Source organism: Haloarcula sebkhae (assembly GCF_014647415.1).
In the GTDB taxonomy this organism is placed as follows: Archaea; Halobacteriota; Halobacteria; order Halobacteriales; family Haloarculaceae; genus Haloarcula; species Haloarcula sebkhae.
The window spans coordinates 67,719-81,169 of record NZ_BMPD01000006.1 but is presented as its reverse complement, the minus strand read 5'-3'; the positions used below and the strand labels follow the sequence as shown (position 1 = coordinate 81,169).

The window sequence follows — 13,451 nt, the reverse complement described above, 5'->3', positions numbered from 1 at the left end:
GCTGAGGGAAAAACCGAGCTCCAGCGAGACACATGTCACAATTCGACGGTCGGAGGTGTCTCAGAGCGGTTCGAGCCCGTTTTCTTCCCGGAGGGTGTTGATGTAGGACCGGAACCCGGATTCGAGATCGTACTCGACCTCGTAGCCGAGGTCCTCCTGCGCGGCGGTCATATCGAGGTTCTGGGTCCAGGGGAGTTCGCCCTCGTCGGAGACATCGAGGTCGGCGTCCGGGACGATTTCCCGGACAGCGTTGGCGGCTTCACGGATCGTCGCGAGGACGCCACGGACGTTGTAGATTCGCTGGCTGAGATTGTCCTCGTCGACGAACGTCGCTTTCCGGAACGCCTGTGCGATATCGCGGGCGTGTTGCCAGTCGATCACCTGATCGCCGTACTCGACGCTGAACGGTTCGCCGAGCGCCGGCTTCTCGATGATGTTTGCGAGGAACGCCGACCCACCGGTTTCACGGTAGGGGCCGTACGCCACAGTCGGGCGAAGTCCAACGTGGTCAACATCGTAATCCTCGTGATAGACACGGGCCTGATGTTCGTTGTACTCTTTGGTCGCGCCGTAGAGCGTATCGGGATAGACAAGTTCGTCCTCGTCGACGTATTCGGCAGTGTAGTTGTGTGGCGGCGCGTACACCGCAGCGCTGGAAGCCCAGGTGACACGCTCTATCTGGTCGTCGAGAGTGCGTGCGACCTCGAAGACGTTGTTCGTCCCCTTGATGTTGACATCGAGGCCAGCCCGGGGGTTGTCTCGTGCTGTGTTCGTCAGCAGTGCCGCAAGGTGAACGATGTGTGTCGTCCCCGTCTCTTTGACCGCACGGATCACGTCCGTCGCCTCCGAGACATCACCGCGCCGGATGGTCACATCGTCGGCGACACCCAACTTCGAGAGGATGTGGTCGTCCGTCGAGAGGTCGTAGGCGACGACGTCGTGCCCGTGTTCGATGAGGTCCTCGACCACATACGAGCCGAGGAAGCCGGTTCCGCCAGTGACGAGTACCGTCGTATCTGTCATTGTTGTATCAATGTGTGTTGCGTAGTTGATTTATATTCTTTGCTAAACCATGTCCGGGACTTCACTCGTGGAGCCCGCCGACTTCTTTGTAGAACGAGGATTGGAGGGACTCGACCATCTCTTCGTCACGGTCGATGCGAACATCGATGACGAATGGGACCTCGGCGCTGGTCCCTTCCTCGAGTGCCGCCGCGAGTTCAGCAGGCGTCACCGCCTGCGTCGCTTCGGCGCCGAACGCCTCGGCTGCTTTCACGAAGTCGGTGTCGTGGAACTCGACGCCAGCGATGTCGCCCTCCTCGTGTTGCATCTGCCGGACCATCCCCAGGCTGGTGTCGTTGAGGACGACGAACGTGGGCGCGACGCCGTTCTCAACGGCTGTCTCCACACTGGTCATCGTCATCGTGAAGCCACCGTCGCCGGCGACGGCGATGACATCCTTCTCCGTTGTGATGGCGGCTGACACCGCGGCCGGGGTTGCCCACCCCATCGCGCCGACGCCACCGCTGCCGTAGTAGGTCCCGGTGTCCGGTGTCTGAAGGTAGTTCAGCAACCAGAACCGATTGTTCCCGGAATCGGCGGTCACAATGGTCTCCGAATCAACGACAGCCTCGATTTCTTTGACCGCACGCTGTGGCTTAATCGGCGACGCATCCGACTCGCATACGGGTGCATAGAATGACTCCTGCGCTGCGGCCGCACGGTCACGTGCCCAGTCGTTTCCAGCACTCTCAGGGAGGGTCGCCGCCAAGTCGTCGAGGCTCTGTGCGGCATCACCGATGAGTGCGACATCTGCGGGGTAGACCCAGCCAGCGTTGCGTGTGTCGATGTCAGCGTGGATGATGGTCTGTTCGTCGGGCCGGATGAACTCCGGGGACTGCCAGTTCGTGTCCATCGGATTCATGCGACAGCCCACGACGAGGAGGACGTCCGCTTCGCTGACAACCTGGTTTGCCCCTTCGTGACCGAAGGAGCCGATAACGCCCGCAGCCAAGTCGTGGGTTTCGGGGAACGTCGACTTGCCGAGATAGGAGGTCGTGACGACGGCATCAGTAGCCTCAGCGACAGTTTCAAGCTGGTCGTATGCGTCGGCCGCATGAACGCCGTTACCGGCGATGATGACTGGGCGATCAGCCTCGCTCAGCGCGCTAATCGCAGTCTTGACATCCTCCTGGGCCGGTCGCGATTCCCAGTTCTGCACCTGATCATGCCCATCCCAGACCGGCGGAATCGGATCTTCGGGCATCTCCTCGGTAACGGCGTCGCCGTCGAGGATTATTGCAGTCGGTCCGGGCCGGCCGGCAGTCGCATGTTTGAACGCGAGCTGAAGGCTCCGTACTGTCTCCGTTGGTGAACGCGGGAACCAGTTTTCCTTGGTGTAGGCGTCGAGCGCTGACGGCAGGTCTAGCCCACCGTAATCACCGCGAGCCTGCTGGTATGGCGCAAGCGTGGAATAGTCGCCACGCTCGCTGGCCTCGGTAATAACGACCATCGGGGAGGAAGCGAGCTTTCCTTCCATCTGGCCGATTGCACCGAGGCTCCCGATCCAGGGCCCCTGTCCTGCGAGGACTCCGGGATTGCCGGTGAGTCGGCCGCGCATCTCGGCCATGACGCTGGCTTCGCGCTCATCGCGTGGTCGGACCATCTCGACGTCGGCATCAGGAACGTGGTCGAGAATCTCGATGGCACGACCACCGGGATATCCGAAGACGTACTCGACGCCTTGCTCGTCCAGTTCTTCGACAAGGCGCTTTCCTGTTTCAGTCATGGGTAGTGAATTTGGGAGTCATTATCGATTATCGCGTTACGTCCCACTGTGGGTAACTCCCAAGATATAGAGTTTGGGGTGCAACGCTACAGCAATCATGATTGGGTAACCATACACCCGGAGCCCTGCGAAACAAGATGTACTGTTGGGGGTTCAAGTAATTCGATCATGCCATAGTACCAGTTTCTAGCGGACACAACTCCTCTGGGGCTCGTACTCTCTGTTATTGCCCACAAAGCCGTTCTAATAATTAGAACAGAGCAAACCCCAACGTAGAATACATATATCCATATATTGCTGGAGTAATAAACCGTCTGAGGGTCGGTGAAGCCCTTGTAAGTAAAATATGGCCTGCTGAGTAAGACAACTGCATCTTGGAGCATCGGACAGTCGGCCGGCGGATTACACCGTTACTACTGTAACAGTGTCTGTCCCACGATCTTCGCATGGTGTTACACTCATATAGGTGTAACAAATCCTGCAACGAAGACTTGTAGTGGTTTCGAGGGGCCCGTCGCAGATGGAACTCAGCCATCAAGTTACATACGGGGGTTACAGTGGGTCTGGCTGTCTGTTTGTTCTACTGATTCGAACCACGATGCTCTACGATTGATTTATATACCAGAGTCCTCCGGATAGTTGCCTGTGCCAGCGGAGAGTGACGACGGATCGCCGAATCTGAGACTGCATTCCGATGCGAGAACCGGACTACACGTTCGGCATAGCTAGTCCAGCGCTGGTGGCCGATTACATGGTCGAATCAGAACTCTCGCATCGGATACCTGTACCTATGTGGGCTAGAAGCGCGCTGTCGAGGTCACAGGGTACGTACGACGCCCTGTCTCGACACCGTTCGTATAATTCGAACGGGTATCGGGATTGGTGCGGCACGCACTCGACAGCGCGGACAACACGAGTCCGTCAGATGATGACCGTCTACGTATCGGTGTGTTCGAGACTGGCTCGGACTCGTTCCCTCTCGGGGCTCGTTTCGTATCTGCACAGAACCGCTACGGTTCATAATAACGTTTATCACGAAAGATTGTGTCATGGGGAGTGTTGCGATGCACGATACAGTCAGCCGTCGAACTGTCATGAAGAGCATTGGTGCCGCAGGCGCTGTCGGACTTGCAGGCTGTTCGACAGACGGTGGTAGTAGTGGTAACACCATCAGCATGGGCATCCTAATGGGGGTAACGGGTGGTTTGTCTGAAGTGGGCCCCGCAATTCGGGATGCAGCAGAACTAGCTGTCAAACAGGTCCGAGACGCGGACAACGGGTTCTCGGTCGATACGCAGTTTGAGAATACGGAGACCAAGCCGAGCCGGGGTGTGAGTGGCGCAGAAGCCCTCGTGAATGGTGGGTATCCGATGATTTGCGGGGGATTGGCGTCATCGGTGACACTGCAGGTCGCAGAGAACGTCGCAATTCCGAATCAGACCGTGATGTGCTCACCATCGGCGACGTCGCCGGATGTCTCCACACTGGAAGATAACGACTTCGTGTACCGGACGCCGCCAACGGACAAGCTGCAGGGATCGCTATTGGCACAGATCGCGGCCGAACGGCTCGAGAAAGAGAGCGCAGCTATCCTCTTTCTCAATAACGCGTACGGGAACGGCCTATCGAACGGATTCACGAAGACGTTTGAAGAAGAGTACGGTGGTGAGGTTCTGAATCAGGTCTCGTACTCGGCGGGTCGTTCCTCCTACACGTCACAGTTGCAAAACGCCCTTGACGGTGACCCGGAGACGCTCGTGATTATCGGCTACCCGGAGAGCGGGAACAAGATCTTCCGGAACTTCTACGGGAACTTCGACAGAGCGGACATGGATATTCTGGTGCCGGATGGACTCAGAGCCGACGACTTACCCGGGAATGTGGGACACGACATGACAAACGTCCGCGGGACCAATCCGTCCTCGGCCGGACCGGGGATCGAGTACTTCAGATCTGCATACGAAGAGGAGTACGGCTCTGCACCGGGACCGTTCAATCAGCAGTCGTTCGATGCTGCGGCGGTTCTGATGCTGGCACGCGCGGCAGCCGGTGAAGCTGCCGGGACCGCAATTCGCGATCAAATGCGGGCAGTCACAGATCCCGGTGGCGAAACAGTCGGGCCTGAAAACCTGGGAGAAGGCGTTTCGCTGGCGGCCGACGGAAACGAAATCAATTATCAGGGTGTCTCGGGCCCAGTTGAGTTCGACGACAATGGGGACCTGGCCAGCGCCGTGTACAACTACTTCAGGTACACAGAGGACGGCACAGAGAATATCGAGCAGGTGCAGGTGTAATCGAAGTACCGCTGGGCATTCCCACTCCTGACTACAATTACTCTTCAGATATGATAACTCAGGTGGCTTTTGTACCATTGTCGTAACACAGATAGAAACTATTCATCCCACCGTCTGGCAAGATTGGAGGGACGGCACCTGTCGTACAACCGAAAGACTATAATCAAATACCGTTATACTCATGAACTGATGTCTCAGTACGCAGCACGCGTCGAAGAGATGGATATCAGCGGCATCCGAGAAGTCTTCGAGGCGGCAGGCGAAGACGCAATCAATCTGGGTCTCGGTCAGCCTGATTTCCCAACTCCAGAACACGCCCGGGAGGCAGCGGTGAGTGCGATTCGGGACGGGATGGGTGATTCATACACGTCCAACAAGGGCATTCCAGAACTCAGAGAGGCCATCAGTGACCGCTATGCAACTGATAACGGTCAGGACATACCGCCGGAAAACATCATCGCTACTGCCGGCGCAAGCGAGGCGATTCACGTCGCGATCGAAGCCCACGTCCAGCCAGGCGACGAAGTGCTCTGCCCCGACCCCGGGTTTCTGGCCTATGAACAACTGGTGCTACTCGCCGGCGGCGAGCCAAAGCGGGTCGAACTCAGAGACGACCTGACCCTCGACCCCGCTGCTGTCGAGAATGCCATTACGGACAACACGTCTCTGTTTATCGTTAACAGCCCCGCGAACCCCACCGGTGCAGTGCAATCGAAGCGAGACATGGCAGAGTTCGCGCGGATAGCGGATGAACACGAAGTCATTTGCCTCTCCGATGAGGTCTACGAGAAGATCGTCTTCGATGGTGAACCCCATTCTCCGGCGGAATTCGCCAGCTCCGATAGGGTAATTCAGGCCAGTGCGTGCTCGAAAACGTACTCGATGACAGGGTGGCGGCTCGGGTGGGTGGCGGCCAGTTCGGAGCGAATCGAACGGATGCTCCGGGTGCACCAGTACGTGCAGGCGTGTGCCAGTGCCCCATCACAGTACGCTGCCGAAGCGGCGCTTACCGGCCCACAGGAACCGGTGAGAGAAATGGTATCGGCCTTCGAAGAGCGTCGAGATGTCCTTCTCGATGGGTTGGAGGATATCGGCCTCGACACGCCAGTGCCGAAGGGTGCGTTCTACGCGATGCCACACGTCCCGGACGGATGGACTCAGAAGATGCTGGACAACGATGTTATCGTCGTCCCCGGCGAAGCGTTTGGGCCGAGTGGCAAGGGGCAGGCGCGCATTTCGTATGCCACGAGTACAGCTGAACTGAAAGAGGCGCTGGAAGTGATGCGAACGGTCACGAACTCTCTGTAGGGCAACACCAGGGAGTCGCGACTGACTGCTTCGTCCAGCAAGCGGTTTCATATTCGTCATCCGATGAGCGGTGTCATATTTCTCGTCGCGGGCGTATGCGTACGCAATCGTGCAACCGAATCCTGCTATCGACACCTGCGGTTGCAAAGCCCGTCTGATCTATCTGTCACCTGTCTGGTGGTGTCAACTGGTACCGTGTGTAACACTAGCACGAAATCGCCGCATATCTTTGGTTCCCTGAGATTCTATGACGATTTTACATCAAGATTTTTAACACTGGGTACAGAGCACCAAAGTATGGCGGCACGAGACTACTACAGCCGTGGACAGAATCTGGTATATAACCGCCCAGTACTCGCTATATTCGCAGTTATCGGCGTGTTTCTCGTATTCGACATCTTTCGACAGTTAGGCACTGGAACAATTGCCGTCACAGACCTCGTCAGTTATCTCTGGAACGGGTTGGTGCTTGGAATGTCACTTGGACTGGCTGGTGTCGGCCTCTCGATGACATACAGTATCCTCAACTTCGCGAACTTTGCCCACGGTGATCTGATTACGAGCGGTGCGTTCGCCGGCTGGGCGACGGCGTTTCTGATTGCCGGACTCGGTGAGTTCTCTGTCGAATCGCTCATCCTTATCGGCGGCCCAATCGCAGTCGGTTCGAACGAGCTTGGGATCAATGTCGTCAATACCCCACTGGCGCTTCTGGCTGGCTTACTCGTCGCTGCGGTCCTGACAGCTGCCCTCTCGCTTTTGCTGGATCGCATCGTGTTCAAACCGATGCGCAGTGCCGATGGTGTGACACTGATGATTGCCAGCGTCGGCGTCGCACTGTTCCTTCGTAACTTCCTCACCTTTTCGTTCCTGACCGACAGTCGTGGGCTGACAGGTGGCAACGTCCCTCAGTTTACTGTCGCGGGCGTCACGTTCGGCGGACACCAGATTACGCTGGTCGTCGTTGCCGCACTTCTGATGCTTGGCACTCACATTCTGCTCCAGTACACCAAAATCGGCACGGCGATGCGTGCAATGGCTGCGAACAAGGATCTCGCAAAAGTCACGGGCATCCCGACGGAGCGCGTTGTCAAGCTCACGTGGATTATCGGCGGCGGGCTTACCGGGTGTGCAGGCTTTCTTATTGCACTACAGCAGGGGACGCTCACAGTGACGATGGGGTGGGACCTGCTGTTACTGGTGTTCGCAGCGGTCATCCTCGGCGGTGTCGGTTCGATCTACGGCGCCATGGTCGGCGGCGTCATTCTCGGCATCGCGAGCCGACTCGCACTCGTCTGGATTCCAGCCAGCTTCCTGCTGGTTGCGGCGTTTGTTATCATGATCGTCATGCTGCTCGTACGCCCGTCGGGACTGTTCAGTGGGAGGACGACGGCATGAGTACTGGCTCTCTCCAGACGTGGGCTGAGGGCTGGCTTGGTAACAACGACGTGCGCTTGCTCATCGCCCTGGCACTCGCGATCGGGGGCTTGTACGCGCTTTTCAGTGTCGTGCTTGGATTCCAGCTGAATGGCACAGTCAACACGCTCCGTCGTGTCGCGTTCCTCTCGGCGATCTATGCAATGTTAGCGCTGGCACTGAACCTCCAGTGGGGATACGCGGGCCTGTTCAATCTCGGAGCGGCCGGGTTCATGGCGATCGGTGTGTACACGATGGGGATACTGACCGCCCCAGTGACGGCCAGTCCGCCCGGTTTCGGGCTGCCGCTCCCGGTCGCGATTGTGGGTGCTATCCTCGTGACTGGGATCGTCGGCGGCCTCGCAGCGTTGCCTGCGATCCGACTTCGTGCCGACTATCTTGCGATTGTCACTGTCGCGTTCTCGGAAATCGTACGCCTCACACTCCGTGCGCCGGAGTTTGCGAACACTCGCATCGCCGGCGTTGCATTCGGAACGGGCGGTGCGACGGGGCTGTCCCTGCCATCGAACCCGATCCGGATTCTCTTTTACACAGATCCGGCCGCAACAGCCCCAGCGCCAAATGCCCTGGGTGCGGCGATATTCAGCGCCGTGGAACCACTGGGAATTGAGCAGACGCTGGTCATCGGCTGGGCGTACGTGGTTGCGTTGTGTCTCTGTCTCGGCCTCCTGTACTGGCTGATGATCCGTATCGGGAAGTCTCCCTTCGGACGGGTCCTCAAGAGCATCCGCGAGGACCAGCAGGTCACGCAGGCGCTGGGCAAAGACACGCGCCTGTTCAAGATCAAGACGTTCGCGCTCGGCTGTGCGCTCATGGGCCTGATCGCTATCCTCTGGCGGCTCTCCGGGGGCTATGCATCGCCACGGATGTTCAAACCGATACAGACGTTCTACATCTTCATTGCGCTGTTTATCGGTGGGACCGGGTCACCAACGGGGAGTATCGTCGGCGGTGCCCTGTTCGCGAGCCTGCTCTTCGAGGGACCCTCGTTCATCCGCCGGGTCGTGGCGGAGTACCTCCAGCTTAGCAACGCCCCCGACACGCTTGTCGGTGCGCTTGCCGAACTGGGGACCCTTGATATCACGCCGCTGCTGGCCTATTCCGTGCAAGACGTGAGCATCTCCGCGCTCCGTCTCATGCTATTAGGTATCGTTCTGGTGTATCTCATGCAACGGCATCCGGACGGCCTGCTCGGCCATCGAAAAGCGATCGCATCGAGCGTTGCCCTCTCACAACAGGCGACTCGCGAGGACGACAATGAGTAAGAACGCACACTCAGCACGGAACGACCAGACTCAGAAGGGACAGCAAGAACAGATACTCAAAGTGGAGAACCTACGAAAGACGTTCGGCGGTATTACCGCTGTCGCTGATGTCTCTTTCCACGTCGAAAAAGGGTCGATCACCGGTCTGATTGGTCCGAATGGAGCTGGCAAGTCGACGACGTTCGACCTGATTACCGGTGTGCAACGTCCGGATGGGGGTGAAGTCGAGTTCAACGACACGGAGATAACGGGGTACCGGTCGGATCAGGTCGCAAACCAGGGCCTCGTCCGGACCTTCCAGATCGCACGAGAGCTATCGGAGATGACCGTACTGGAAAACCTGATGCTGGCACCACAGAATCAGGCTGGCGAAGCAGTCTGGCGGGCAGTCCTCCCGCGAGCCAGAACACAGGTCGTCGAACAGGAAAAGGAACTCCGAGAACAGGCCTGGGAGATGCTTGAACTGTTCGAGATCGAGCACGTCGCGCACGAATCCGCCGGCAATCTCTCAGGCGGCCAACGAAAGCTGCTGGAGATGGCGCGTGTGCTCATGACCGACCCCGAGATGGTACTGCTGGATGAACCGCTTGCGGGAGTCAATCCGACGCTCGAGGAGAAACTCATCGACCGGTTACATACGCTCAAAGAGCAGGGCTACACCTTCCTCTTCGTCGAACACGACATGGACGTCATCATGAACAACTGCGATACGGTCATCGTGATGCATCAGGGGAGTGTGCTCACAGAGGGGCAACCGGACGCAGTGAAGAACAACGACAAAGTGCTTGATGCCTACCTCGGAGAAGAGGTGAAAATATGAGTCTGTTGTCAGTCCAGCAACTCGACGCCGGGTACGGTGATCTGCAGATTCTCACAGACGTCGATATGGAAGTCGGGCAGGAGGAGTACATCACCATCGTCGGCCCTAATGGTGCGGGCAAATCCACTGTGATGAAGTCAGTGTTCGGACTGACGACGTATATGGGGGGCGAGATCGTATTCAATGACCGGGATATCGCCGGCGAACAGCCGGAAGATATCATCTCGTATGGGCTGAGCTTCGTCCCTCAGAGCAACAACGTGTTCGAGCCGCTGACGGTCACGGAGAACCTCAAGATGGGTGCATACACGCTGGACCAGTTCCCGGAAGAGCGGCTACAGGCGGTTTACGACCGGTTCCCGATACTCGAAACGCGATCAGGGCAGAAGGCAGGGACGCTGTCTGGAGGGCAACAGCAGATGCTGGCAATGGGGCGGGCGCTCATGCTCGATCCGGATCTATTACTACTTGACGAGCCCAGCGCAGGCCTCGCACCAGACCTCGTCGATGAGATGTTTGACCGCATCGACGAGATTAACGACGCCGGAACCGCCGTTCTCCTCGTCGAACAAAACGCCAAAGAGGCATTGCGGCGGTGCGACCGAGGGTATGTCCTCGTGCAGGGACAGAATCGACACGAAGACAGTGGTGAAGCACTTCTCAACGACCAACAGGTTCGCGAGGACTTCCTCGGCGGGTAGCTTCTGGACTCCAGCGCTGGCTTGGAAACTGCCAATTGCCACGGGAGAGCGTCTACGCGAGAAACTGTCGGGCCGTTGAGACGGATGGGTCGTTGAGTCCTTGACGGTCTATAATCAGCAAGCCGATTTCCATACTGCGGATCTGGATCCCGTGAAATTATAGATATTTGAATGTATTTAATTCTTCACAGCACCTCGTTATATCGACTTACCCGTATTAGCGTCTGAATATATGTTGTGTTACCATCATCACAAGATAGGACACGCGGATATAATGGTCAACTATGTTTTACTTATTGCTGTCGCCACGACTCCTCGGACCAGTACCTGTCCCCGTTCACGCTGGGATAGCTACTGTGGCGTGTGAACGAGTATCGCACAAACAATAAGTATCTACCATGTCAGACTCCACATATGCATCCGGGCTTGAACCCTATCGCCTGCCCTGCAGGTCAGCTGCCCCGGCAGTTAATGGATTGGGCACTGCCCTCTTCCACAGCTACATCTTTTACATTTTCGACATTTAAACTGGCGTAGACTGCCGGCGCACAGGTGGTCCCTGTGCCCGGTGGAAAACGCCAGCCTTGAACACGCTCGGAGAGCCGTACTCAGCGGCTGTTCGGGTTATCAGGGTCTGTTGAGGGAGCGTCTGTCGAATATAAAACATCATCGAAAACAATGAACATGAAAAACGAAGCAGGAAGTAAAGATGTGCCAGCGGCCGTCAGAGAAGACTCGGATATAGTCCAGATACTGGATGCTGAAGGCGACGTCTTACCACAGGCGTCTGTTCCGGATATTTCAGACAGGCAGTTACTTGAGTTGTATGAGACAATCAAGCTCGCTCGTCACTTCGATCAGCGGGCGATCAGCTTCCAGCGACAGGGGCGGCTAGCGACGTACGCACCAATGACCGGACAAGAAGGGTCACAGGTCGCTACGAGCCTGGCACTTGCCGAGCAAGACTGGTTGTTCCCGACCTACAGGGAACACGCGGCGAAGTACGCTCATGGGATGGACCTTGCATCCCTTTTCGAGCCACTGAGGGGCCATCGAGAAGGATACGCAATCCCCGAGGGCGTCAACGTGATGCCGGAGTATATTCCGATTGCGACCCAGGTTCCACAGGCCATGGGAATGGCGTGGGGACACAAGCTACAGGGAAAGACCGATACGGCTGTCCTGTGTCATCTCGGTGATGGTGCGACCTCCGAAGGAGATTTCCACGAAGGACTGAACTTCGCCGGGGTGTTCGATGTCCCCGCAGTGTTCGTCTGCAACAACAATCAATGGGCGATTTCGGTCCCCCGAGAACGACAGACCGCGAGCGAAACCATCGCTGAAAAGGCACAGGCATATGGTATCGACGGGGTTCGAGTCGACGGGCTGGACCCGCTGGCGGTCTACAAAGTCGCTAGTGAGGCACTGGAGAAAGCCCGGAATCCGGGTCCCGGGGAGCTACGCCCAACCCTTATTGAGTCCGTCCAGTATCGCTTCGGTGCGCACACCACTGCGGACGACCCGTCTGTTTACAGAGACGAATCGGAGGAGGAGGTCTGGCGGGACCGCGACCCTGTGGATCGCATCGAAACGTATCTGTACAACGAGGGCATCCTCGACTCCGACCTCGAGAGTGAGATCCAAGACCGAATCGAACAGGAAGTCAGCGAGGCGATAGAAACGGCGGAGCAGACAGAGACGAGTCCGGACAATATCGTCGAGCACGTGTACGAGGACGTTCCAGCGCGGCTCGAACAACAGCGGGACGAACTGAACAGGCTGCGCGAGAAGTACGACGACGGCGCGTTCTCGGAGGTGCTGGAATGAGTTCGACAGCCAGTACGCAGACGGGCCAGAAAGCCCAGAGTCTCACCCTCGTGGAGGCGATACAGGACGGGTTGTACACAGAGATGGCACAGGACGATAGCGTCGTCGTTCTGGGCGAAGACGTCGGGAAGAACGGTGGTGTTTTCAGAGCCACCGACCAGCTGTACGAAGAGTTCGGCGAAGACCGCGTCATCGACACGCCACTGGCAGAAGCCGGCATCGTCGGTGCATCGATCGGTCTCGCCCAGACCGGTATGAAGCCTGTTCCCGAAATGCAGTTCATGGGCTTCATGTACCCTGCGTTCGACCAGATCGTCAGTCACGCTGCGCGCCTCAGGAGCCGTAGCCAGGGGCAGTATTCGGTGCCGATGGTAATACGGGCTCCATACGGCGGCGGGATTCGCGCCCCAGAACACCACTCCGAGTCAAAGGAAGCGTTCTTCGTGCACGAGCCCGGCCTCAAGGTCGTCTCGCCGAGCACGCCCTACGACGCGAAGGGGCTCCTGGCGGCGTCTATCCACGACCCGGATCCAGTCATCTTCCTAGAGCCGAAGTTGATCTACCGCGCCTTCCGTGAAGATGTCCCAACGAAACCGTATGAAGTGTCGCTGAGTGAGGCTGCTGTCCGGCGTGACGGAAGCGATATTTCAGTCTACACGTGGGGAGCAATGACCCGCCCCGCCCTGATCGCCGCGGAGAATCTCAGCCAGTCACACGGCATCGATACCGAAGTCATCGACTTGCGGACCCTGTCACCCCTCGATACAGAGACGATTACTGACTCGTTCAAAAAGACCGGAAGAGCCGCGATTGTACACGAAGCGCCGAAGACCGGCGGACTAGGGGCGGAAATCGCAACGACGATTCAGGAAGAAGCGCTCGTTCATCAGGAAGCGCCAATCAAACGAATCGCCGGCTTCGATGCCCCCATGCCACTCCATTCGCTGGAGGATTACTACTTACCACAGGCGGTCCGTATCCAGGACGGCATCCGCGAAACAGTCGAGTTCTAAT

10 protein-coding genes are annotated in these 13,451 nt (G+C 57.7%); 8 read left to right on the top strand and 2 right to left on the bottom strand.

All coding sequences use genetic code 11. The annotated features are described in order from the left end of the window. Window positions 1–60: 60 nt before the first annotated feature. Window positions 61–1,023, bottom strand: coding sequence for an NAD-dependent epimerase/dehydratase family protein (locus IEY38_RS16560; RefSeq protein ID WP_188979600.1), 963 nt, complete (start codon window positions 1,021–1,023; stop codon window positions 61–63). A 61-nt stretch (window positions 1,024–1,084) separates the two neighbouring features. Further along, on the bottom strand, window positions 1,085–2,788 hold the full coding sequence (locus tag IEY38_RS16555; protein WP_188979597.1) for a thiamine pyrophosphate-binding protein: 1,704 nt from the start codon (window positions 2,786–2,788) through the stop codon (window positions 1,085–1,087). A gap of 1,094 nt (window positions 2,789–3,882) precedes the next feature. Here IEY38_RS16555 and IEY38_RS16550 point away from each other — a divergent pair. The 8 genes from IEY38_RS16550 to IEY38_RS16515 all read left to right on the top strand — a co-directional run bounded on the left by IEY38_RS16550 (window position 3,883) and on the right by IEY38_RS16515 (window position 13,450). After that, window positions 3,883–5,082: an ABC transporter substrate-binding protein gene (locus IEY38_RS16550; RefSeq protein ID WP_188979777.1), complete on the top strand. Its 1,200-nt coding sequence runs from the start codon at window positions 3,883–3,885 to the stop codon at window positions 5,080–5,082. 189 nt (window positions 5,083–5,271) lie between these two features. Beyond that, complete coding sequence (locus tag IEY38_RS16545; RefSeq protein WP_188979595.1) at window positions 5,272–6,390, top strand: pyridoxal phosphate-dependent aminotransferase; 1,119 nt, start codon at window positions 5,272–5,274, stop codon at window positions 6,388–6,390. Between the two features lie 297 nt (window positions 6,391–6,687). After that, window positions 6,688–7,785 carry a branched-chain amino acid ABC transporter permease gene (locus tag IEY38_RS16540; RefSeq protein WP_188979593.1) on the top strand — a complete coding sequence of 366 codons (1,098 nt, stop codon included), beginning with the start codon at window positions 6,688–6,690 and terminating at the stop codon, window positions 7,783–7,785. Further along, window positions 7,782–9,089 (top strand): branched-chain amino acid ABC transporter permease, encoded by a 1,308-nt coding sequence (locus IEY38_RS16535; RefSeq protein ID WP_005538684.1) that lies wholly within the window; start codon window positions 7,782–7,784, stop codon window positions 9,087–9,089. The genes IEY38_RS16540 and IEY38_RS16535 overlap by 4 nt, the downstream gene beginning before the upstream one ends. After that, a complete protein-coding gene (locus IEY38_RS16530; protein ID WP_005538682.1) occupies window positions 9,082–9,909 on the top strand; it encodes an ABC transporter ATP-binding protein in 828 nt (275 codons plus the stop codon). Before IEY38_RS16535 ends, IEY38_RS16530 begins: the two co-directional genes overlap by 8 nt. Continuing rightward, entirely contained in the window at window positions 9,906–10,610 is a 705-nt protein-coding gene (locus IEY38_RS16525) for an ABC transporter ATP-binding protein (RefSeq protein ID WP_188979591.1), read from the top strand. The genes IEY38_RS16530 and IEY38_RS16525 overlap by 4 nt, the downstream gene beginning before the upstream one ends. A 678-nt stretch (window positions 10,611–11,288) precedes the next feature. Then, a complete protein-coding gene (gene pdhA / locus IEY38_RS16520) occupies window positions 11,289–12,437 on the top strand; it encodes a pyruvate dehydrogenase (acetyl-transferring) E1 component subunit alpha (protein WP_188979589.1) in 1,149 nt (382 codons plus the stop codon). After that, window positions 12,434–13,450 carry an alpha-ketoacid dehydrogenase subunit beta gene (locus tag IEY38_RS16515; protein ID WP_188979587.1) on the top strand — a complete coding sequence of 339 codons (1,017 nt, stop codon included), beginning with the start codon at window positions 12,434–12,436 and terminating at the stop codon, window positions 13,448–13,450. Before pdhA ends, IEY38_RS16515 begins: the two co-directional genes overlap by 4 nt. Window position 13,451 lies beyond the last annotated feature (1 nt).

Coding starts and splice junctions, on each gene's coding strand:
- IEY38_RS16530 (WP_005538682.1), top strand. CDS start 9,082: ATGAGTAAGAACGCACACTCAGCACGGAACGACCAGACTCAGAAGGGA.
- pdhA (WP_188979589.1), top strand. CDS start 11,289: ATGAACATGAAAAACGAAGCAGGAAGTAAAGATGTGCCAGCGGCCGTC.
- IEY38_RS16545 (WP_188979595.1), top strand. CDS start 5,272: ATGTCTCAGTACGCAGCACGCGTCGAAGAGATGGATATCAGCGGCATC.
- IEY38_RS16515 (WP_188979587.1), top strand. CDS start 12,434: ATGAGTTCGACAGCCAGTACGCAGACGGGCCAGAAAGCCCAGAGTCTC.
- IEY38_RS16555 (WP_188979597.1), bottom strand. CDS start 2,788: ATGACTGAAACAGGAAAGCGCCTTGTCGAAGAACTGGACGAGCAAGGC.
- IEY38_RS16550 (WP_188979777.1), top strand. CDS start 3,883: ATGAAGAGCATTGGTGCCGCAGGCGCTGTCGGACTTGCAGGCTGTTCG.
- IEY38_RS16540 (WP_188979593.1), top strand. CDS start 6,688: ATGGCGGCACGAGACTACTACAGCCGTGGACAGAATCTGGTATATAAC.
- IEY38_RS16535 (WP_005538684.1), top strand. CDS start 7,782: ATGAGTACTGGCTCTCTCCAGACGTGGGCTGAGGGCTGGCTTGGTAAC.
- IEY38_RS16560 (WP_188979600.1), bottom strand. CDS start 1,023: ATGACAGATACGACGGTACTCGTCACTGGCGGAACCGGCTTCCTCGGC.
- IEY38_RS16525 (WP_188979591.1), top strand. CDS start 9,906: ATGAGTCTGTTGTCAGTCCAGCAACTCGACGCCGGGTACGGTGATCTG.